A 20979-nucleotide genomic window follows, 5' to 3' on the forward strand; every position below is an offset into this window, starting at 1 on the left:
TCATGATACTAACTAATCAAAAAAATCTACAGAGTAAAGTGTTTATATACTTAAGCTTATTGTTACTATGTCAACTGATCACGAATAACGCGTATGCTGCTAACCATACGTTACCTAATGAAAACAAATTGCTTGTGACGCCTAAGCGTTGTGTTGCACTGCGAAAAGGGCAGACGTGTTACCAGCAGGTCACGTTTAAATGGCATCAAGTAGAACTTGGGGATTATTGCTTAGTAGAGTTATCGACATTGCATAGATTAAAGTGCTGGACGAAAATAAATAATGGTGAATTTAGTTTTGATTTTCAATCAGATAAAACACGTCATTACGCCCTGCGAAAAAGCAAGCAAGACAGCAATCTCGCTACCGCGATTATCACTGTGTCATGGGTATTCGAATCCTCTAAACGGCCCAAATCAAGTTGGAAGTTATTTTGATTGAAGAAATACCCCGCCAGCACATCATGCTAGTTGAAGATGATATGTCATTGGCTGAGTGGTTTAGTGATTATTTAACAGAGCATGGTTACTTAGTAACTTTGGTTAATCGAGGGGATGTAGCGGTTGAATTGATTAAGGCCGATATGCCAGAGCTTGTTGTGCTAGATATTATGTTGCCTGTAAAAGATGGTTTTGATGTGTGCAAAGAGGCTCGTAACTTTTATCAAGGACCCATTTTAATGATGACAGCCCGTGATGATGAAATGGACGAAATATTAGGGCTCGAATTAGGCGCTGATGATTATGTAACCAAACCGGTGAAACCGCGGGTATTATTATCTCGAATTAAAGCTTTACTACGGCGCGTAAAAACCAATGCTAACACAGCAAATGTAAGCGAAAACCAAATACAGCTTGGCCAGCTTAGTATTAATGCTAACTCTCGGGCAACTAAACTACACGGACAGTCTGTCGCTATTTCATCTAACGAATTTGATTTACTTTGGTATTTAGCGCAATCAGCGGGGCAAGTGGTTAATCGCACGGAATTGTTTCACCAGTTAAATGGTATTGACTATGATGGATTTGACCGCCGTGTTGATATTGTTATATCTAGATTACGTAAAAAGCTTGGTGATGACGCCAATAATCCATACAGGATCAAAACCGTGTGGGGTAAAGGTTATTTGCTTGTAGCCGACGCTTGGTCTTAATGTGAAGAAATTAACATTCTCATTGGTTATCGCAATATTTACCGCCATCATCTTTTTAGGTTGGGGCTTAGATAGTTTTTTTAATGAATACCAAGATAAAAAGCACACGGATGAATTTAGCACTTATAAGCAAATAATTACCTCATTGGCGAATACACTTGAAAAAACCGACAACGTTGTACAATTTGTAGCAATGTGGCAACAGCAAAACCAACAGCAACTGACGTTAACGCCTTTAACTGAGTTTCCTTTACCAATTAGCTTAAGAAAAAGCTTTAATCAGGGGGATCCACTGGTTCTTGAATCAGCTGAGTTGATCACCGTGAATAAGCTATTACAGTCTCAGCAGCAAGTATTGACACTGGGTATCCCACAACAAGCCAAACAACAAGATAATCTTGCTCTACAAATAATTTTAACAACCGTATTTTATGCAGGGATTCTACTGTGTGCCTTCATTTGGCTTTACCCTTTAGTTAAGCGGTTACAGTTACTCAGAAGCACGGCAAAACGCTTTGGTGAAGGGGATTTCTCTGCTCGTATTAGGGTTTCAAACTCATCTTACATAGTTGATATTGAAAATGAGTTTAACTTTATGGCTGAACAGATAAACACGTTGATTAAAGATAATAAATTATTAAGTAATGCGGTGTCACATGATTTACGAACCCCGCTAGCGCGATTGCGTTTTGGTATTGAAGCCTTGGGTGAAACAAACAATCCAAAAAATAAAGAAAAGTATGTCCGTCATTTGAGTCGAGATATTCAAGAGATGGAAAACCTCGTTGCCGTTTTACTTAATTACGCCAGCTTAGAGCAAAAAATGATTAAAGTTAAACGTTTACCGCTTAATTTAAATACCTTGATAAAATCAGTTGTGTGCAGTCTCACTTCAAGCGATGTTTGCTCGGTTGCAATGGATATAACCGAATTAGCCAAGGAAAAAATAGTCATCGATGGTGATGAAAATTACTTATCTATGCTAATTAATAATCTACTGTCAAATGCACAGCAATATGCTACTAAGCAAGTAAAGATAACAACGCAGCAAACACGCAATAATGTGGTTATGTGTATTGCAGATGATGGCCCTGGTATTTCAAAAGAAATGCGCGAACAAGTATTTAAGCCCTTTACTCGAGGAGAAAGCAACGCTATACAGCAAGGTTATGGCATGGGGTTGGCAATCGTTGTGAGAGTTGCTGCGTGGCATGGTGGTAAAGTATCTATTAGCCAGTCAGAGCTATTAGGGGGAGCTAAGTTTACGGTGGTATTTAACCGAACACCAGCCTAATTAGACGAAAAACTCATCGTTATAAACTACTTAACCTGAGTTTAGGGTGCTTACTCAGATACTGTATATCCAATACTCCCTTTAAAAAGTTTAGCGGTTTAAATTAGCTTTTTAAAGCATTGAATATAAAAAAGTTGTTATCAAGTTAAATCCCTCAATAAAAGAGCTGAACACAACAAATTCCTACATAAAGCTACATTTTATAAATTTGTAATGTGTACCTGTACACATTACAACATCTTCATACAGCACTCATTTTTTCATCACGCTAAGCTATTTTCCTACAATGGAATTGGCTATAAAAATCATGCAAAAAAAAACATTTACTTATTTATTATCAAAATTTTACTTATTAAATGAACGGCTCGAAGAGGTTAAAAAACGACTTGTTATTTCCCCTTTTATTTTATTGCTTGTCAGCTGTGTATTTATCGTTTTAATGGCGAATACGGTGTTCTTTGACAAGCTTGATGCTTTATATCCTTGGCAAGGAAATCTAAGTTTTATTATCTCGTTAAGCTTGCTGCTTTTTAGTCTGATTATTTTCGTTATGTTTGTTCTTAATATTTTGCTACCAGTCAAAATAGTGGTGTTGGTGATGCTATTGATTGCTGCAATGGTTGATTATTATGGCGTTGTGTTAGGGGTGCTGATAGATAAAACGATGATCCAAAATATTGTTGAAACGAATTTCGCTGAAGCACAAGAAATAGTTAATTTAGGGTTGTTCAGTAGAATCATTTTTATGGCGATTTTACCCGCAGCCCTATTGTTGTTAATTCAAGTGAAAAGAACTACTTGGCAACAGCGGTTACGTCAGCAAGTTTTGAGTATTACGGCGATTATGATGTTGATCCCCATACTTATCGCGCCTTTTAGTGCTCAATATACTAGCTTTTTTCGCCTACATAAGGAGCTGCGTTATTATACTAATCCTTTATATCCAATTTATTCAGCACTAGATTATTTAGCCGAACAAATCGTATCGGTAAACACCAAAGAGTTTAGAACTCTCACGACGAAAATAAGCAAAAGTAGCAGTACATTAAAGCCTAAATTAATGATTTTAGTGGTCGGTGAGGCGGTCCGAGCTGATCACCTTACTTTAAATGGCTATCCTCGTGACACAACGCCAAATATGTCAAAGCAAGTGGGGTTAATTAATTTTAGCCAAGTGAGCTCTTGCGGTACATCAACCGCTGTGTCTGTGCCTTGTATGTTTTCATTCTTCGGTCGCGATGATTTTACTGTGAGTGAGGCTAAGAGCACTCAAAATATCCTTGATGTACTCGCTGCAAGCTCAGTACGAGTAAGTTGGCGCGACAATAATTCTAGCTCAAAGGGGGTTGCTGATAGGTTGGCGTATCAAAGCTATCGCCGTTCAGAGGTTAATACACTATGTGATGTGGAATGCCGCGATGTTGGCATGTTGGTCAATTTACAGCAATACATTGACCAACAAACCCAAGACACACTGATTGTTTTACATCAAATGGGTAATCACGGACCTGCTTATTTTAAGCGTTATCCAGCTGATTTTGAATTTTTCACACCTGCTTGCGAATCGGCAGAGCTATCAGAGTGTAGCAAACACGAAATAGTTAATGCATATGACAATGCCATTCGTTATACGGACCATTTTTTGGCAGAAGTAATCAAACTTTTGCAAGCCAATGCTGCGCAATATAATACCGTGATGTTGTATGTCAGTGATCATGGCGAGTCTCTTGGTGAAAATGGGCTTTATTTGCATGGTATGCCTTATGCATTTGCACCGGATGCACAAACCCATGTGCCAATAATTTCTTGGTCTTCTGCGCCTTATATTGATATTGAAAAAACAAAATTGCACCAAGATCACGCTCATTCACATGATGCAATTGCCAATACACTCCTCTCGCTGTTTGAAGTAAAGGTCAATATAGCTGACGAGTTTAAAGTTACCCCGCCTCTTTTTTATCTAAAGCCAGAAGGGGGCAATAAATGAAAACTATAAGCTTGTTTTTGCGGCTACAGGTATGTGTATTTTATTTAGGGGGCGAGCTGAATAATTGTTTAAAAAAACTAACTAAGAAAAGCATTAAACTAAGCTTTATCATATTGTTTATTAATAGTATTACGATAAGTAGTCAGGAGGTTGAGTGTACAGCAGTTGCCGCTAGTGAAGAGCCATTTACGCTTGATAAGCTTACTTTTGTTAGTCACCCTTTGTTTGATGAAACACAATCCAATAGCTTTTATATACATAGCTTAGCGAATTGGTTACATATTAATACCCAGCAGCACGTTGTGAAAAAACTACTTCCTTTTGTACAAGCTGAAGTCATTTCTCGCGCGCAGTTTGTTGAGGCTGAACGTATTCTAAACCAATATTCATTCTTACGTAAAAGCCGAGTCAGCTTAGTCGCAGGTTGTGAGGACTCGCTAGAAAATGAACTTAAAGTTGAAACATGGGATACCTGGTCACTCGTACCGTATATCAGTTTTGGCCGACGAGCAGGCAATAATAAATATGCCTTTGGTTTTAAAGAAGATAACTTTCTCGGTCTAGGTATTCATGCTGGCGTACAATATAAAAAAGACCATTTGCGTTCAGGCTATCAAGTTACTTTCAGCATGCCGCTTAACTTTCCTAAGCAATCAACTCTAGAATTTGAGTTTGCTGATAACGATGATGGACAAAAGACCTATTTAGCTTATTCAAAGCCTTTTTATCAGCAATCATCAAAGCAGCAACATTCTGCATCGATATTCAAGGAGAATCGCCGCGACAGCATTTATCAAAACGGGACTTTAGCATGGCAATTTTCTCATGATGTTGACCAGTTTGCTCTGGCATATGGGCATTTAATTACCCAGCATAAATTAAGCGCCGCACGTATGCATTTTGGAATGAATAAAGAGCGACATCATTTTGAAAATTTAAACAGCACAATACTCACTGAGCTACCATCAGATAGAGGCTTTACCTTTCCTTGGATAGGCATGGAGTATAGCCAAGCAGACTATCAGACATTTTCTAATATTCGTTTTATTGATCATCGCGAAGATATTAATTTGGGCTGGCAATTGATGAGCAAAATAGGAGTGGATATTAGCTCATTAAATTCAGACGACAGCAAAGGTATTCACGTTGAAAATATTCTGTCAAAAGGTGTGCAATGGCAAAATACGCTCATCCTGCTCTCTACTAGTAATAAAGTTTATTGGCGCAAAGATCAACCCAATCATCAGGCGTTAGCTACTGAATTAGAGGTGTATCAATATCTAACCCCTCGTTGGGCTGGTTATTTTAAAGCGCAGTGGCGAGCAGAAAAAAATCAATATTACGATGAACCGCTTACTTTAGGTGGAGACACTGGAGTTTGTGGATATGCACAGCAATATCAACATGGTGACAATCTATGGTCAGCAACCGCAGAGCTACGTTACAACCCTCATTGGGAGTTGTATCAATTAGTCAATGTTGCTTGGGCGGCATTTGCTGATAGCGGTAAAGCATGGGGTGAATCATTTGCGACTAACAGTACTGATGAAACACTGCAGAGCATTGGCATTGGTGCAAGATTATTTTCATCACATTCAAGTGAAGGCAACGTGATCCATATGGATATTATAAAACCACTTACAACAGGTCGTAATGTGGATAGTTGGCAATGGCGCGTGCAAGTAAAGCAGAGCCTTTAAATTTATTTCAGTTAACAGAAGGAAAAGTGATGAAAAACGTCAATACGATACATAGTGTGAACAAACCAAACGGCAAAGGGTTTACTCGAATCATCAAAGCGACACATTGCTCATATAAAGGCGTGATAGCCGCATGGCAGCACGAATCAGCATTTAGACAGGAGCTTATTATGAGTATAATATTGCTGCCTTTTGCTGTTGTGTTGTCATCATCTATTAGCCATTTATTTTTATTGATCAGTAGTTTGGTATTTATTTTATTTGCCGAAATAATTAACTCAGCTCTTGAGGCGCTGGCTGATGCAGTAACATTAGATCACAATATATTGATTGGTCGAGCCAAAGACATGGGATCAGCTGCTGTTTTTATCGCGTTAGGTTTATTCTCAGCGGTGTGGGGATATGCCATTTACAGTTATTCATTTTAATAATGAGCAGTGTTTAAAGAGTAAACCACAAGCAGTGCTATTTTTGACTTAAAACGATGGGCGGTTACTTTAGGGCGTGTTAACCTTTCGTGATTTATTTTACAGCAGTGTGTTTGGAAATTTCAATCCACAAAGGTTAACACGCCCTAATCATTTATAGGTATTCGCGCTTAGTAAATAAACGCTATACTTGATTAAAACACTCGGGTATTAGATAATCCGATCAATGTAGGAATTGAGGGTCTTGGTATGTCAGAAGAATTACCGATTAAGTTTAGCGATGCAGCTGCGGTTCGTGTTAAACAGTTAATTGATGAAGAAGAAAACCCTGAACTAAAACTGCGTGTTTATGTAACCGGCGGTGGTTGTTCTGGTTTCCAGTATGGTTTTACTTTTGATGAAAAAGCAAACCCAGGCGATTTAGAGATCGTAAAAAATGGCGTCACCTTAGTGGTTGATCCAATGAGTATACAGTATTTGGTTGATGGTGTAGTTGATTACACTGAAGGACTTGAAGGCGCACGCTTTTTTGTTTCTAACCCAAATGCAACAACCACCTGCGGGTGTGGCGCTAGTTTCAGCGTTTAAATCGTTATTTGTATACGAAAGCCGCTTAATAGCGGCTTTTTTATTGCTTAAAATCTATAAAAAGTGGTAAACGCAAAGGTTATTATCGTAAAGCCTTAGATTTTTTATTACACCTAAAAGGAAGCGCTGGGCTGAAAATATTTACTCAGTAGCAAGACTCACAGGCAAAAGTAAATAGTCTGCGTAGGCTGATAAAGTTGTAAATTATAAAGCTTAGTGGCTCAAAATATAAAAACACTGTTATTTTACGGCAAATCAGAACTCGATAAATTGTGCAGCAGCATTTTGAATGATTTAGGTGATTACACTAGCGAAGATTGTTGTGAATAACAATATGATACTAATAGTCACTTATAATGTCTTACGCAGGCGCGGAAGCTTTGCTCGATTTTTACTTATTCTCACATGGATGTGAGCCAGTAGAATAACGCAGGAGCAGTTATCGAGCCCGCTAGGTTATAAACCACGCGCCGCGATTAAATCGCCCCTAGATTGAGCAAATTTCAATCCACAAAGGTCAGCACGCTCTAAAGGTATTACAGATCAATATTGATTTATTTAATAGAACAATCGATTTTGGCACTCCTTCAACATAATAGTCAATACAACGAGCCAGTGCAGTGGCTGTGCAGGGTTTAACCTTTGCCACCGTTTTAACCCTTATTTTACTCATTTCTTTTTAATGTTACGCGAGTGTAGTTAAGTGGAAATTGACTAAGTCACTCACTATTTATGGTGAGTGACTTGTATCATTAAAATAAAGAAACTTAATACAAGGGTCGAAAATACTAATATGTATATAAACCCTTTTTTTCCCTGCTTGATTGGGACACCATTTTTGTTAAGAAAAAAGTACCAAATAACGCATAGGATAATAGGTAATAAAAACAGTAAACGAAACATTTCTTGTTCTCCGAGTTAAATATGTATTTTTGTTTGATTTTAAGTTGTTGATTTTTAGTGTTTAAATTTATTATCCTAAAAATAGTTTCATTATATAAATAATTTGTTACATTAAAGAGGAACGAATCATTAAATAGGTCTATTGTTGCTCATTTTGCAACTCATGTATTTCTTGTAATAACTCGTTCCTGTAAAAGGTTCTTTTTTGAAATTAGTTATTTCACATGAGTCTGAATAGTATATAATGTATCCAAGAGTGAGACGGGCAAAATTTCACTTTTAGACTAAATTAATTTTAAATCATCTAGTAGGAGATGTTTTTTATGATGGGTAAAACAGTTTCTTCAGAAGAAAACTCAAGATTGACTAAGTGGCTAAAAAGCAAACGCCATGAGAAAGGTCACACTATGCGTAGCCTGGCACAAGTACTAGGTACTCCGCATTCATTTATTGGTAAAATCGAAAATCAAGAGCGTCGCTTAGATGTAATTGAATTCTTGCGCTATTGTGATGCGTTAGAAGTTGACCCATATGAAGGGTTAGGTTTACTAAAAGAAGATCAGTTATAAAAGCTTAGCGCGTTGTTAAGCTGTTTATAATAGAAGTGCAAGGATGCACAGTATTTGTTTAATCCTTGCCCCATGTTATTTTAATTATCACCACATCTAAATTATCGTTCCGCTTTTACTATGATAACTGTTTTCTAATTGATAGAGCTTATGTCTTATTAGGTATAAGAATATTAATGATGGTAGTACCATCAACGCCGTTAGAATAAAGAATAACGACCAATTTCCACCTAACCAATCATCAATCACTACACCACTGTAACTTGAAAGTAAGGTGCGCCCTAAATTCCCCAATGATGCTAATAATGCATAGTGAGTGGCACTAAATGCACGATCGCATAGCATAGATATAAACGCTACCATAGCGACTAGCGACCATGCTTGAGTGAAGCCATCAACAATAATAGCCATCGCATATAAGTGCTCTTGTGGGCCTGCTAGTGCGATCCATGAGAACATGAGGTTAGACGCTGCCATTGCAACACCACTAATAAATAAGCCTTTTACGATCCCGTATTTATGGTTAAAAATACTGCCTAAAAACGCAAAAACAATTGTAATTATGCCTGTTCCTAATTTTGAGTAGTTTGCTATTTGTGTATTAGAAAAACCAACTTCTTTATAAAACACGATCGACATACGCGCTAAAAATGCTTCACCAATTTTAAATAAGAAGATAAAAGCAAGTAAGGCGAGCGCTGTTTTTACGCCATTGCGTGCAAAGAAGGTTTTAAATGGGTCGATCACAGTGACAGCCAACCATGCAAATATTTTTGACATATGGTTGTCGTGAGTGGATGCCAGTTTTGCTTGATAAATGCGTTCAAGCTCAGCGTGTACTGCTTCGCGGTTCGATTTCGGCTCTTTAGCCCAAAAAACACAACTCATAAGTAGCAGCATTAACCCTGCTAAAAAGTAATAGACTTGTGGCCAGTCAATATTTGGCATATCAGCCATATAAAATGGAATTGCACCGAGTAGTGCATAACCACTCCACCATCCTGAGGTTGCCATAGCCGCAGCCGCAGTTGCTTTATGGCTTTCGTTTTCATCGAGGGTATCTATACGAAAAGCATCAATAGCGATATCTTGAGTGGCAGAAGCAATGGCAATGAGTAAACATAAAGCCGCAGCGATACCTAAATGCGCCGTAATATCGAGTCCCGCGAGCAAGATGACGCCAAGTAAAATAAAACACTGGCAAAATAAGATCCAACTGCGTCGTTGACCGAGCCAGTTATAAAGTAGAGGAAGTTTGACTCTATCGACCAAAGGGGACCATAAAAAGTTAATACTGTATGCGCCAAACACTATACCAAATAGACCGATCATACTTCTGCTAAGGCCCTCATCTTTGAGCCATGCTGACATAACAGAGCCGATGAGAACCCATGGAAAGCCGCTACTCATACCAAAAATGAATACGTTGATCAGACGTTTGTCTTTAAAGTAAGAAAAATATTCAGAAATAGATAAGTTGCTTTTCATAACGCCTTCATTGGCAAAGTTGTAGGGGCTGTGAGCCCCATGATTAAGTATTACAGAGGAGTGGGCTCTAATACGGCAATATTTAAAATAATAATGGGTTCTTTAGGCACAAAATCATAACCAATTTTTTCATTAAAACCGGTTTCAACTTGCATAATTTTATCGAGTGTTTCGTATCCATCCATCACCATGCCAAATACTGAAAAACCCCATTCTCTACCAGGATTTAAATGATCATTATCATCCATATTGAAAAAGAACTGACGAGTCCCTGAGTGTGGCTGACGATCTTGATAAGCCATAGCAATGCTGTACATATCGTTTTTTGAACCGTTACCGCTTTCGTTAAAAATTGGCTCACCTTCATAAACGCCATCGTACTCTTTATCGTAGCCACCGCCTTGTATTACAAAGTCACGTTCGTTTTCAACGTCACGTTCTACTCGGTGGAATACAGTGCCTTTATAGCTGCCGTCCATTACATAGGTGAGAAAGTTATTAACTGTAATTGGCGCTTTTGAGCGATCCATTTCAATAATTACTTTTCCCATTGTGGTCGTGATTTCCACGCGTGGAAACATATTATCTTTTTGCACAAAACGTCCCTCAGTCGCAGCAATGGGGTTTTGACTAAACACTAATAATGCACATAATAAAAATAGACGTTTCATACTTAACCTTCTAAAAATGCGAGTAATTCAGGATCTGATACCATGCGTGTTATTAACTGCACAGTCAACTTATTGAGCTGACCTTCAACTTTAGCTCTGTCGTGACTTAGTGGGCCATCAAAATTGGCTGTACCGCGGTAAACTTTACTAAAATTACTATCGCTACGAATAACTCGCACGCCTAATTCAACTTTTGCATTGCTAGTGTGAGAAACCATTTTTTCGCTCACAACGGCTTGCAGGGTATGAATATCCACTTCAAAACGCGTGGTTGCAAGGTTCGAAATGCTGGCACCATTACGACTTAATGCGCTATCTAAGGCACTTTTTAATGATGCAGTCAGCCCTGGGCTGGCAATAGTTTGAGTTTTGTCTGATTTGATTAACTTTAAGGTGGCTGGATCGCCACGTAAATCAATCACACTGGTGCTCACGCTATTATTTATTGAGCTTAATTTCCCCCCTTGATAGACCGGGTTTAAGATCATCTGGTTAGGCTGACTACTACAGGCCGACAGTGCTAATAAAGCACAGCAAGGCAAAATGTATTTCATCACTTTTATAACATTCCATCATTTTTGGTTGCACTTAATACGACAAACTTTTTATTTGAACCGAGCAACTGACAATTACCAAACATGCGATTTAGTTTATCGTGATAGTCTAAATGGCGATTACCAATAATGCGTAATTCACCGCCATTTTTTAACGTATCCTTAGCTTGTTTAAACATTTGCCATGCGATGTGATCGGTAACCGCTTGCGCTTGATGAAAAGGCGGATTACATAGCACGATATCAACACTTTCACGTTCAAAACCAGTTAAGCAATCGTTTTCGATGAATGCACATTGTTCAAACTTGTTTTCCATATTTAGCTCAACGGTTAAACGTGCTGATTCAACAGCCATATATGACTCATCAACAAACGTGACTTCTGCATTAGGGCAGCGTGATAAAGTCATTAAACCAACAACACCGTTACCACAGCCCAAATCAATAATACGTTTAGCTTTATTGGTTTGCGGTAAGTAATCAAAAAAGAATCTTGCACCAATATCCAGCGAGTCGCGAGAGAACACATTCGCATGATTACTAATGGTAAAATCAGTTCCCTCAAGAGGCCAGCTCACAGGGAAGTCTGCAGGCTTATAACCGCCTTGTGCTTGGCTAATTACCAAACGTGATTTTTTCACAGCTAAACTGGTTTTTGTTTCACCAATAAATTGTTCAAATGCTTTAATGGTCGAGTTATGTACGTCTTTCGTTTTAGCTGCACCAATAACCGGTGTTCCTGGTGCAAGCACTTCACTGAGTTCTGATAGCTGGTATTGTAAAAAAGCTAATGTGCGCGGCACTTTTAAAATAACTAAGTCAACTTGTTCAGGCAAAGCAGATAAACTATCTAGTTGGCTAAATGTTGTGCTTGGAATTTTATTTTCTGCTAAATTATATGCCGCTGCTTGGTGACTAATATAAGAGTCGTTTACTGAACAAACTGTTAACTGTTGTTTGCTAAAATAACAAGATAACGCGCCAAAGCTATCATTTAGGATCAGCAAAGATCGACAATCAGGATAATGCTCCGTAACATAGTCAATTAGGTACTCGTCAGCAGAATCCCAAGCTTGTAAGCTGCGATTTTTTTGATCGAGAGGAAAACGTTCAAGAGTAAATTTTTTATCGCCGAACTGTGCTTGCGTGGTCATAATAGTTAGTGATCAGTAATCAAATGATAGGTAAATTCTAACATGCAACGGCCAAACGCCAACCCCCAACAGTTACCAAATGGCTTTTCTTATCAAAGAATGACGCTGAGTGCGCAAAAAAGTCTCAATTTATTCTATCATTTACAGCAAAATTTACCTTGGCAACAACCCAGTACAACAGTATATGGACGAACAGGCCCAATACCGCGCTTACAATGCTTTATCAGTGATAATGAGATTGAATATGGGTACTCACACAGTAAATTAATTATCGAGCCTTGGCCTGTTATTTTATTAGCTATGCGAGAACGTTTAGAGCGTCATTTAAAGCAGCCTTTAAATTCATTACTTGTTAATTATTACCGCGATGGTTGCGATACGATGGGCTGGCACAGTGATGACGAAATTGAACTAGGCCCAAAGCCAACAATCGTTTGTGTTTCACTTGGCGCCGAGCGGGTGCTAAAGCTTAAGCATAAAGCGACAAATAAAGTAACTGACTTAAAGTTACACAGCGGCAGTACTTTAATAATGCATGGCGATAGTCAGCGTGATTACCAACACGCCATACCAAAACAAACAACCTTAGCTCACCCCCGTATAAGTTTGACTTTTAGATACATTTTACCAACGCCTAGCTAGCCAATTTATAGGCTTACTTGTTATAGTGAACCTATAAACATGTTTTTAAGTGACTAATTATGTCAATGCAACAGCAAATTGAAACCAAACTAGCAGATGCGATTGCTTGCAAGCATCTAAATGTAGTGAACGAAAGCCACATGCATAGTCGTGGTACTGACTCTCATTTTAAAGTTATAGTAGTCAGTGAAGAGTTTAGCGGTAAGCGTTTGCTGCAACGTCATCGTCAAATTAATGAGATTTTAAAAGATGAGTTGGCTAATCATATTCACGCATTGGCAATTCATACATTTACACCGACAGAATTTAGTGAACATAACGGCCAAGTTGCTGACTCGCCAAATTGTTTAGGTGGATCAAAATTAGATTAACGGCCAGGTCTGAGAGTAACTATTACTGATCAGACCTGTATTTTTACAATTAGCCTTTAAACTAGCGCTAATTTTTATTGAGATAGATATAGGATGATCAATGGTCATTAAGCCTAAAATTCGCGGTTTCATCTGTACTAACGCCCACCCAGTAGGTTGTGCAGAGCACGTACAAGAACAAATTAACTATGTAAAACAGCAAGGCGCATTAAAAAATGCACCTAAAAATGTGTTAGTTATCGGTGCGTCAACAGGCTATGGCCTTGCATCTCGTATTACTGCTGCATTTGGTGGCGGTGCTAAAACATTAGGTATCTTCTTCGAAAAAGAAGGCACAGAGCGTAAAACAGGTTCAGCTGGTTGGTATAACACCGCTGCATTTCAAGCCGCAGCTGACGCTGAAGGCTTATGGTCTAAAAATATTAATGGCGATGCGTTTTCAAACGAAATCAAACAAAAAGCGATTGATACAATTAAAGCTGATTTAGGTAAAGTTGATCTAATCATCTATAGTCTTGCATCTCCTCGTCGCACAGATCCAAATACAGGTGAAGTGTATTCTTCAACACTTAAGCCAATTGGGAATGCAGTTACGACCAAAAACTTAAATACATCAAAACGTGAAATTGACGACATTACAGTCGAGGCCGCAAATCAAGATGATATCGACAACACGATTAAAGTGATGGGTGGTGAAGATTGGGAAATGTGGATAGAAGCACTTAAAGAAGCTGACGTTTTAGCTGATAACTTTAAAACCAGTGCTTATACATACATCGGTAAAGAATTAACGTGGCCAATATATGGTCATGCGACAATTGGTAAAGCGAAAGAAGATCTAGATCGCGCAACAGTTGCTATTAAAGAATCAACCAAAGCATTAAATGGCGAAGCATACGTATCATCATTAAATGCGGTAGTAACGCAAGCAAGTTCTGCTATTCCTATTATGCCGCTTTATATCTCTGCTTTATTTAAAGTAATGAAAGCGGATGGAACATATGAAGGCACGATTGAACAAATTCACGCATTGTTCACTGAAAATTTATATGGCGAGTCACCACGTTTTGATGACGGTGGTCATTTATTCCAAAACTACAAAGAGTTGGAAGATGATGTTCAAGCCCGAATTCAAACAGTATGGGATTGCGTAACAACAGAAACAATTGACGAATTAACTGATTACGTGGGGTACCACAATGAATTTTTACGTTTATTCGGTTTTGGTATCGACACAGTTGATTACGAACAAGATGTAGATTCAGTAGCACCAATCGCAAACATGATAGATTGATCAATAATCATGAATAGAAAAGTCGCTTAGGCGACTTTTTTTGTCTTTAAGTTTTAATTTTTGATTAATTGCTGTTTAATTTTCATCCTACCTCGCAAGCAATAGCACTTTGGTCTATATTGAATTTTATTCAAATGCATCTATTGAGCTAAATAAGCGCTCCTGTCGTATAAATTTCATATTTAGACTCGCATAGTGACCCTGATTGATGTTAAAATTCGGGCAATATATGTGAGAAGTTTTTTACTGCGTTGCTTGTCTTGTAATTTGACAGGTGGTTCTTTGTTATCTTGAATTTAGCTTGAGATTACTAAAAGAAGCGACGTGGTTGGTTCGATTTTTCAGTTTCTTTCCGTTAATGTAGTGCAAGTGCGTATGATCAACATAAAAAAAGGTCTGGACTTACCCATAGAGGGCGCACCTCAGCAAGTTATTCATGATGGTTCTACCGTCAAACGTGTAGCTGTGCTAGGTGAAGAGTTTATTGGTATGCGTCCAACCATGCATGTTCGTGTGGATGACCAAGTTAAAAAAGGCCAGGTACTTTTTGAAGATAAAAAGAACCCAGGTGTATTATTTACTGCCCCAGCTTCTGGTACAGTAAAAGAAATTAATCGTGGTGCAAAACGTGTGCTGCAATCTGTCGTTATCGAAGTAAACGCCAGTGAGCAAATCACCTTTGACTCTTTTTCGGCTGAGCAGCTTTCGAGCCTCGATCGTGAAAAAGCCAAAGAAGTACTTATCCAGTCTGGTCAATGGACAGCACTACGTGCTCGCCCATTCAGCAAAGTTGCCGCTGTGGATGCAAATCCTAGCTCTGTCTTTGTTACTGCAATAGACACTAACCCTTTAGCTGCAGATCCTGCGGTTATTATTGCTGAGCATGTGCAAGCATTCGAAGCAGGATTAGCTGTTGTATCGCGTTTGACCGATGGTAAAGTATTTGTTTGTAAACAAGCAGGTAGCCAAGTACCTAGTTCATCAATTCCTCAAGTAGAAGTACATGAGTTTGGTGGCGTACATCCGGCTGGCCTTGTTGGCACACATATCCATCACTTAGACGCTGTTTCTGCTAGCAAACAAGTTTGGCATATTGGTTACCAAGACGTTATCGCCTTTGGTAATTTATTCCTTACTGGTGAAATCTTCACAGATCGTGTTGTTTCGCTTGCTGGTCCGCGTGTTAAAAACCCACGTTTAGTGAAAACTCAATTGGGTGCAGCATTAGATGATTTAGTTGCTGGCGAATTAGAAGATGGTGATAACCGTGTTATTTCTGGTTCGGTATTAGCGGGTGCTACTTCTGCTGGTCCGCAAGCATTCTTAGGTCGCTACCATGTTCAAGTATCTGTATTACTTGAAGGTCGTGAGAAAGAGTTGTTTGGCTGGATCCGTCCAGGTAGTGATAAATTCTCTGTGACACGTACTTTCTTATCACACCTTACGCCGAGTCGTTTGTTCAAAATGACAACGTCAACAGGTGGTTCAAAGCGCGCCATGGTTCCACTTGGTAACTATGAGCGAGTTATGCCTTTAGATATTCTACCTACGCTATTATTACGTGATTTAATTGCACGTGATTTAGATGGTGCAATTTCTTTGGGTGCGCTTGAACTTGATGAAGAAGATTTAGCGTTATGTACCTTCGTTTGTCCAGGCAAATACGAGTATGGTTCAATCCTACGCGATTGCTTGACTACGATCGAGAAGGAAGGCTAAGAGATGGGTTTAAAGAAATTTCTAGAAGATATCGAGCCGCATTTTGAAGCCGGTGGTAAACATGAAAAATTCTATGCGCTGTATGAAGCAGCTGCAACTATTTTTTATACCCCGGGTTACGTAAATAAAGGCGCGACACACGTTCGTGACAACATCGACCTAAAACGCATGATGATTTTAGTGTGGATGGCGACGTTCCCTGCAATGTTTTTTGGTATGTTCAATATCGGTCATCAGGCCGCTGGTGCATTAGCACAAGGTTTTGAGCTAGCAAATACTTGGCAAGTTGGCCTGTTCCAGATGTTTGGTGGTGAATTAACCGCTGCTTCCGGCTGGGGCGCTAAAATGTTTTACGGAGCCTGTTTCTTCCTACCTATTTACGCAGTAACATTTGCTGTAGGTGGTTTTTGGGAAGTTATATTTGCTTCAGTGCGTAAGCATGAAGTTAACGAAGGTTTCTTCGTAACCTCTGTTTTATTTGCACTTATCTTGCCTGCAACCATTCCTTTGTGGCAAGTTGCACTAGGTATTACATTCGGTGTAGTAATCGCTAAAGAAATTTTTGGTGGTACTGGTCGTAACTTCTTAAATCCTGCATTAGCTGGCCGTGCGTTTTTATTCTTCGCATACCCTGCACAAATCTCAGGTGACACAGTATGGACAGCAGTAGACTCGTTCTCTGGTGCAACTATGCTAGGTCAAGCGTTTGTTGGTTCTCTTGATTACAGCAACATAGCTCTTTGGTGGGATGCGTTCTACGGTTTCATTCAAGGTTCAGTCGGTGAAACATCTACCCTTGCAGTGATGATTGGTGGCTTGTTCTTAATCTACGTTCGAATTGCTTCTTGGCGCATTGTGCTAGGTGTATTCTTGGGTATGGTTGCAACAGCATTCTTATTAAATGCAGTTGGATCTGACACTAACCCTGTATTTGCAATGCCTTGGCATTGGCACTTTGTACTTGGTGGTTTTGCTTTTGGTATGTTCTTTATGGCGACAGACCCAGTGTCAGCGGCATTTACAGATAAAGCAAAATTTGCGTATGGCGCACTAATTGGCGTAATGGTTGTAATGATCCGTGTAATTAACCCTGCATTCCCAGAGGGTATGATGCTAGCAATCTTATTTGCTAACTTATTTGCACCATTATTCGATCACTTCGTAGTGCAGGCTAATATCAAGCGGAGGTTGGCACGTAATGTCTAGTAATAACGAATCAATCGGCAAAACGCTATCTGTTGTTGTAGCACTATGTTTAGTGTGTGCAATCATTGTATCGTTTGCTTCAGTTCAGCTTCGCCCATTGCAGCAAGCTAACAAAACGCAGGATATTCAAAAGAATATCTTAGCAGCAGCGGGTATCGATGCTGTTGAAAATATCTCTGATACTTTCAATGCAAAAATCGAAGCGCGTGTTGTTAATATGAAAACTGGTGAGTTTGTTGACACTGACCCAAATACTTTTGATTTCGAGAAAAGTAAATTTGACCAAAAAATTAGTTTTGCACTAAAAGCAAACGGTATCAAAGATATCGCAGGCATTCAGCGTATGACTACAGAGTCACCAGTTTACATTTCTAAAAAAGCTGACGGTTCAACTGATGCAATCATTTTACCAATCCAAGGCTATGGTCTTTGGGGTGTTATGTATGGCTTTGTTGCACTTGAAAGCGATGGCGAAACAGTTAAAGATATTAACTTTTATAAGCATAATGAAACACCTGGCCTGGGTGGGGAAATTCAAAACCCACAATGGACTGCTTCATTTCAAGGTAAAGCATTACCCGTTGATATAGTAAAAAGCGGTGCTAAAAATGAACATCAAATTGATGGTCTATCAGGTGCAACTTTAACCTCAAACGGTGTTGATCATGCAATTGACTTCTGGACTGGTGAAAACGGCTTTGGCCCTTTCCTAGCGAGAGTACGTGAAGGAGCATTGAAATAATGGCTGATACAAAAGAAATGAAATCGGTTCTGTTTGGTCCGGTCTTTGCTAATAACCCGATTGCGCTCCAAGTTCTCGGTGTTTGTTCTGCGCTTGCGGTAACATCTAGCTTAAAAAATGCATTAATCATGTCAATTGCATTGACCTTGGTAACGGCTTTTTCAAGTTTATTTATCTCAATGATCCGTAACCAGATCCCGTCATCTGTACGTATCATCGTGCAAATGACTATTATTGCGTCATTGGTAATTGTTGTTGACCAAGTACTACAAGCGTTCTCTTATGCTACGGCAAAAGAGCTATCTGTATTCGTTGGCCTAATCATTACTAACTGTATCGTAATGGGTCGTGCTGAAGCATACGCGATGAAGTCGCCGCCACTTATGTCGTTCCTTGATGGTATCGGTAATGGTTTAGGCTACTCAGTTGTGCTACTGACAGTTGGCTTTATTCGTGAGCTATTTGGTAAAGGTACATTGTTTGGTGCTGAAATCATCCCTCTTGTACAAGATGGTGGTTGGTATCAACCTATGGGTCTATTGATTTTACCGCCTAGTGCATTCTTCATCATTGGTTTATTCATTTGGGTACTTCGTACTTATAAGAAAGACCAAGTAGAAGCGAAAGGGTAAGGGGCAGACTGTGGAACATTATATAAGTTTATTCGTAAAAGCAGTTTTCATTGAAAACTTAGCTTTAGCCTTCTTCCTAGGTATGTGTACTTTCCTTGCAGTATCAAAGAAAGTAACAACGTCTATCGGCCTAGGTGTAGCAGTTATCGTGGTACTGGGTATCTCAGTACCAGTTAACAACTTGGTTTATCATGCAGTTCTGGCACCTGGTGCACTTGAGTGGCTTGGTTACCCAGAAGCGGATCTTAGCTTCTTACGTTTCTTGACATTCATCGGTGTTATTGCAGCACTTGTACAAATTCTTGAAATGGCATTAGATAAGTTCTTCCCAGCACTTTATAACGCGTTAGGTATCTTCCTACCATTGATCACAGTTAACTGTGCAATCTTTGGTGCAGTATCTTTCATGGTTGAACGTAACTATAACTTCACTGAATCAGTGGTTTATGGTATCGGTTCTGGTGTGGGTTGGGCGCTGGCAATTACTTTACTTGCTGGTATCCGTGAGAAAATGAAGTATTCAGACGTGCCAGACGGCCTACGTGGTTTAGGTATTACCTTTATCACTGTTGGTTTAATGGGTCTTGGCTTTATGTCATTCTCTGGTATTTCACTTTAATAGGTAGCGAGGATAAATCATGAGTTATGAGATTTTCTTAGGCGTTGGTGTTTTCATCGCTATCGTTGTACTGCTAGTTTTAGTCATCATTGGTGCTAAATCTAAGTTAGTTGCAAGCGGTGACATCATCATCGGCGTAAATGGCGATCCAGAGAAAGCCATTACAACATCAGCAGGTAGTAAGCTATTAGGTGCACTATCTGAGTCAGGTATTTTCGTATCATCTGCATGTGGTGGCGGTGGCTCTTGTGGTCAGTGTCGTGTACACATTCACTCTGGTGGCGGCGATATCTTACCAACTGAACTTGATCACATCTCTAAAGGTGAAGCCCGTGAAGGCTGTCGTTTAGCGTGTCAGGTAAATGTTAAAAACGACATGGAAATTGAACTTGAAGAGTCAATTTTCGGTGTTAAAAAATGGGATTGTGAAGTTATCTCTAACGATAACAAAGCAACGTTCATTAAAGAGCTTAAACTACAAATACCTGATGGCGAGTCAGTACCGTTTCGTGCCGGTGGTTATATTCAAATTGAAGCCCCTGCACATCACGTTAAATATGCTGATTTCGATGTACCTGAAGAGTACCGTGGCGATTGGAACCATTTTGGTTTCTTCAAGCTGGAGTCTAAAGTAGACGAAGAAACAATTCGTGCTTACTCAATGGCTAACTACCCAGAAGAAGAAGGCATCATCATGCTTAACGTGCGTATCGCTGCGCCGCCTCCAAGAGACTTAAGCTTACCTTGTGGTAAAATGTCATCGTACATTTGGTCACTTAAAGAAGGTGATAAAGTAACTATCTCTGGCCCATTTGGTGAGTTCTTTGCAAAAGATACTGACGCTGAAATGGTCTTTGTTGGTGGTGGTGCTGGTATGGCGCCTATGCGTTCACATATCTTTGACCAACTTAAACGTTTGAACTCTAAGCGTAAGATGAGTTTCTGGTATGGTGCACGTTCTAGACGTGAAATGTTCTACGTTGAAGATTTTGACGGCTTAGCCGCTGAAAACCCTAACTTTGTATGGCATACAGCGCTTTCAGATCCACAACCAGAAGATAACTGGGAAGGCTATACTGGCTTTATCCATAACGTGTTATTTGAGAACTATCTTAAAGAACATGAAGCGCCGGAAGATTGTGAGTTCTACATGTGTGGTCCTCCAATGATGAACGCTGCTGTTATCACTATGTTGAAAGACTTAGGTGTTGAAGACGAAAATATCTTATTAGATGATTTCGGTGGCTAACACCCATATCAAAACA

General features: G+C 39.3%; 21 protein-coding genes. 17 read left to right on the top strand and 4 right to left on the bottom strand.

Features of this window, described 5'->3' with window-relative positions:
* Window positions 1-2 precede the first annotated feature (2 nt).
* The 8 genes from A7967_RS01050 (at window position 3) to A7967_RS01085 (ending at window position 8622) form a co-directional block, all read left to right on the top strand.
* On the top strand, window positions 3-437 hold the full coding sequence (locus A7967_RS01050; RefSeq protein WP_082379045.1) for a DUF3019 domain-containing protein: 435 nt from the start codon (window positions 3-5) through the stop codon (window positions 435-437).
* Window positions 434-1153 (top strand): winged helix-turn-helix domain-containing protein, encoded by a 720-nt coding sequence (locus tag A7967_RS01055; protein ID WP_054205540.1) that lies wholly within the window; start codon window positions 434-436, stop codon window positions 1151-1153. Before A7967_RS01050 ends, A7967_RS01055 begins: the two co-directional genes overlap by 4 nt.
* Window position 1154: 1 nt before the next feature.
* A complete protein-coding gene (locus A7967_RS01060; RefSeq protein ID WP_054205541.1) occupies window positions 1155-2447 on the top strand; it encodes an ATP-binding protein in 1293 nt (430 codons plus the stop codon).
* 307 nt (window positions 2448-2754) lie between these two features.
* On the top strand, window positions 2755-4434 hold the full coding sequence (locus A7967_RS01065) for a phosphoethanolamine transferase (RefSeq protein ID WP_054205616.1): 1680 nt from the start codon (window positions 2755-2757) through the stop codon (window positions 4432-4434).
* Window positions 4431-6134 carry a ShlB/FhaC/HecB family hemolysin secretion/activation protein gene (locus tag A7967_RS01070; RefSeq protein WP_054205542.1) on the top strand — a complete coding sequence of 568 codons (1704 nt, stop codon included), beginning with the start codon at window positions 4431-4433 and terminating at the stop codon, window positions 6132-6134. Before A7967_RS01065 ends, A7967_RS01070 begins: the two co-directional genes overlap by 4 nt.
* A gap of 29 nt (window positions 6135-6163) precedes the next feature.
* Window positions 6164-6562: a diacylglycerol kinase gene (locus A7967_RS01075; protein ID WP_054205617.1), complete on the top strand. Its 399-nt coding sequence runs from the start codon at window positions 6164-6166 to the stop codon at window positions 6560-6562.
* Between the two features lie 249 nt (window positions 6563-6811).
* Window positions 6812-7150, top strand: coding sequence for an iron-sulfur cluster insertion protein ErpA (gene erpA, locus A7967_RS01080; protein ID WP_054205543.1), 339 nt, complete (start codon window positions 6812-6814; stop codon window positions 7148-7150).
* Between the two features lie 1226 nt (window positions 7151-8376).
* Window positions 8377-8622, top strand: a complete 246-nt coding sequence (locus A7967_RS01085) for a helix-turn-helix domain-containing protein (RefSeq protein WP_054205544.1) — start codon at window positions 8377-8379, stop codon at window positions 8620-8622.
* 96 nt (window positions 8623-8718) lie between these two features.
* Here A7967_RS01085 and A7967_RS01090 read toward each other — a convergent pair whose 3' ends face one another.
* From A7967_RS01090 to A7967_RS01105, 4 genes are read right to left on the bottom strand one after another with little or no spacing between them, the layout of a single operon-like run.
* Complete coding sequence (locus A7967_RS01090; RefSeq protein ID WP_054205545.1) at window positions 8719-10110, bottom strand: AmpG family muropeptide MFS transporter; 1392 nt, start codon at window positions 10108-10110, stop codon at window positions 8719-8721.
* Between the two features lie 50 nt (window positions 10111-10160).
* Complete coding sequence (locus A7967_RS01095) at window positions 10161-10781, bottom strand: peptidylprolyl isomerase (RefSeq protein WP_054205546.1); 621 nt, start codon at window positions 10779-10781, stop codon at window positions 10161-10163.
* A 2-nt stretch (window positions 10782-10783) separates the two neighbouring features.
* Window positions 10784-11335 (bottom strand): YajG family lipoprotein, encoded by a 552-nt coding sequence (locus A7967_RS01100; protein WP_212760619.1) that lies wholly within the window; start codon window positions 11333-11335, stop codon window positions 10784-10786.
* A 5-nt stretch (window positions 11336-11340) separates the two neighbouring features.
* Window positions 11341-12489, bottom strand: a complete 1149-nt coding sequence (locus A7967_RS01105; RefSeq protein WP_054205548.1) for a methyltransferase — start codon at window positions 12487-12489, stop codon at window positions 11341-11343.
* 42 nt (window positions 12490-12531) lie between these two features.
* Here A7967_RS01105 and A7967_RS01110 point away from each other — a divergent pair, with 42 nt between their 5' ends.
* The 9 genes from A7967_RS01110 (at window position 12532) to nqrF (ending at window position 20963) form a co-directional block, all read left to right on the top strand.
* Window positions 12532-13131 (top strand): alpha-ketoglutarate-dependent dioxygenase AlkB family protein, encoded by a 600-nt coding sequence (locus A7967_RS01110; protein ID WP_054205549.1) that lies wholly within the window; start codon window positions 12532-12534, stop codon window positions 13129-13131.
* Between the two features lie 59 nt (window positions 13132-13190).
* Entirely contained in the window at window positions 13191-13502 is a 312-nt protein-coding gene (locus A7967_RS01115) for a BolA family protein (RefSeq protein ID WP_054205550.1), read from the top strand.
* Between the two features lie 100 nt (window positions 13503-13602).
* Window positions 13603-14796: an enoyl-ACP reductase FabV gene (gene fabV, locus A7967_RS01120; protein WP_054205551.1), complete on the top strand. Its 1194-nt coding sequence runs from the start codon at window positions 13603-13605 to the stop codon at window positions 14794-14796.
* 375 nt (window positions 14797-15171) lie between these two features.
* Entirely contained in the window at window positions 15172-16515 is a 1344-nt protein-coding gene (locus A7967_RS01125; RefSeq protein ID WP_054205618.1) for a Na(+)-translocating NADH-quinone reductase subunit A, read from the top strand.
* Between the two features lie 3 nt (window positions 16516-16518).
* Window positions 16519-17721: an NADH:ubiquinone reductase (Na(+)-transporting) subunit B gene (locus A7967_RS01130; RefSeq protein ID WP_054205552.1), complete on the top strand. Its 1203-nt coding sequence runs from the start codon at window positions 16519-16521 to the stop codon at window positions 17719-17721.
* Complete coding sequence (locus tag A7967_RS01135; RefSeq protein ID WP_054205553.1) at window positions 17714-18463, top strand: Na(+)-translocating NADH-quinone reductase subunit C; 750 nt, start codon at window positions 17714-17716, stop codon at window positions 18461-18463. The genes A7967_RS01130 and A7967_RS01135 overlap by 8 nt, the downstream gene beginning before the upstream one ends.
* Window positions 18463-19095 (top strand): NADH:ubiquinone reductase (Na(+)-transporting) subunit D, encoded by a 633-nt coding sequence (locus A7967_RS01140; RefSeq protein ID WP_054205554.1) that lies wholly within the window; start codon window positions 18463-18465, stop codon window positions 19093-19095. The genes A7967_RS01135 and A7967_RS01140 overlap by 1 nt, the downstream gene beginning before the upstream one ends.
* Before the next feature lie 10 nt (window positions 19096-19105).
* Window positions 19106-19714, top strand: a complete 609-nt coding sequence (nqrE, locus tag A7967_RS01145; RefSeq protein ID WP_054205555.1) for an NADH:ubiquinone reductase (Na(+)-transporting) subunit E — start codon at window positions 19106-19108, stop codon at window positions 19712-19714.
* A gap of 19 nt (window positions 19715-19733) precedes the next feature.
* On the top strand, window positions 19734-20963 hold the full coding sequence (nqrF, locus tag A7967_RS01150) for an NADH:ubiquinone reductase (Na(+)-transporting) subunit F (protein ID WP_054205556.1): 1230 nt from the start codon (window positions 19734-19736) through the stop codon (window positions 20961-20963).
* Window positions 20964-20979: the final 16 nt, after the last annotated feature.

It is taken from the genome of Pseudoalteromonas neustonica, from assembly GCF_001653135.1.
Lineage (GTDB): Bacteria > Pseudomonadota > Gammaproteobacteria > Enterobacterales > Alteromonadaceae > Pseudoalteromonas > Pseudoalteromonas neustonica.

What these genes read in the sequence shown, in the direction of transcription:
- A7967_RS01050 (WP_082379045.1), top strand. Translation starts at nt 3, where the DNA reads ATGATACTAACTAATCAAAAAAATCTACAGAGTAAAGTGTTTATATAC.
- A7967_RS01065 (WP_054205616.1), top strand. Translation starts at nt 2,755, where the DNA reads ATGCAAAAAAAAACATTTACTTATTTATTATCAAAATTTTACTTATTA.
- A7967_RS01070 (WP_054205542.1), top strand. Translation starts at nt 4,431, where the DNA reads ATGAAAACTATAAGCTTGTTTTTGCGGCTACAGGTATGTGTATTTTAT.
- A7967_RS01075 (WP_054205617.1), top strand. Translation starts at nt 6,164, where the DNA reads ATGAAAAACGTCAATACGATACATAGTGTGAACAAACCAAACGGCAAA.
- erpA (WP_054205543.1), top strand. Translation starts at nt 6,812, where the DNA reads ATGTCAGAAGAATTACCGATTAAGTTTAGCGATGCAGCTGCGGTTCGT.
- A7967_RS01085 (WP_054205544.1), top strand. Translation starts at nt 8,377, where the DNA reads ATGATGGGTAAAACAGTTTCTTCAGAAGAAAACTCAAGATTGACTAAG.
- A7967_RS01090 (WP_054205545.1), bottom strand. Translation starts at nt 10,110, where the DNA reads ATGAAAAGCAACTTATCTATTTCTGAATATTTTTCTTACTTTAAAGAC.
- A7967_RS01095 (WP_054205546.1), bottom strand. Translation starts at nt 10,781, where the DNA reads ATGAAACGTCTATTTTTATTATGTGCATTATTAGTGTTTAGTCAAAAC.
- A7967_RS01100 (WP_212760619.1), bottom strand. Translation starts at nt 11,335, where the DNA reads ATGAAATACATTTTGCCTTGCTGTGCTTTATTAGCACTGTCGGCCTGT.
- A7967_RS01105 (WP_054205548.1), bottom strand. Translation starts at nt 12,489, where the DNA reads ATGACCACGCAAGCACAGTTCGGCGATAAAAAATTTACTCTTGAACGT.
- A7967_RS01110 (WP_054205549.1), top strand. Translation starts at nt 12,532, where the DNA reads ATGCAACGGCCAAACGCCAACCCCCAACAGTTACCAAATGGCTTTTCT.
- A7967_RS01115 (WP_054205550.1), top strand. Translation starts at nt 13,191, where the DNA reads ATGTCAATGCAACAGCAAATTGAAACCAAACTAGCAGATGCGATTGCT.
- fabV (WP_054205551.1), top strand. Translation starts at nt 13,603, where the DNA reads ATGGTCATTAAGCCTAAAATTCGCGGTTTCATCTGTACTAACGCCCAC.
- A7967_RS01125 (WP_054205618.1), top strand. Translation starts at nt 15,172, where the DNA reads ATGATCAACATAAAAAAAGGTCTGGACTTACCCATAGAGGGCGCACCT.
- A7967_RS01130 (WP_054205552.1), top strand. Translation starts at nt 16,519, where the DNA reads ATGGGTTTAAAGAAATTTCTAGAAGATATCGAGCCGCATTTTGAAGCC.
- A7967_RS01135 (WP_054205553.1), top strand. Translation starts at nt 17,714, where the DNA reads ATGTCTAGTAATAACGAATCAATCGGCAAAACGCTATCTGTTGTTGTA.
- A7967_RS01140 (WP_054205554.1), top strand. Translation starts at nt 18,463, where the DNA reads ATGGCTGATACAAAAGAAATGAAATCGGTTCTGTTTGGTCCGGTCTTT.
- nqrF (WP_054205556.1), top strand. Translation starts at nt 19,734, where the DNA reads ATGAGTTATGAGATTTTCTTAGGCGTTGGTGTTTTCATCGCTATCGTT.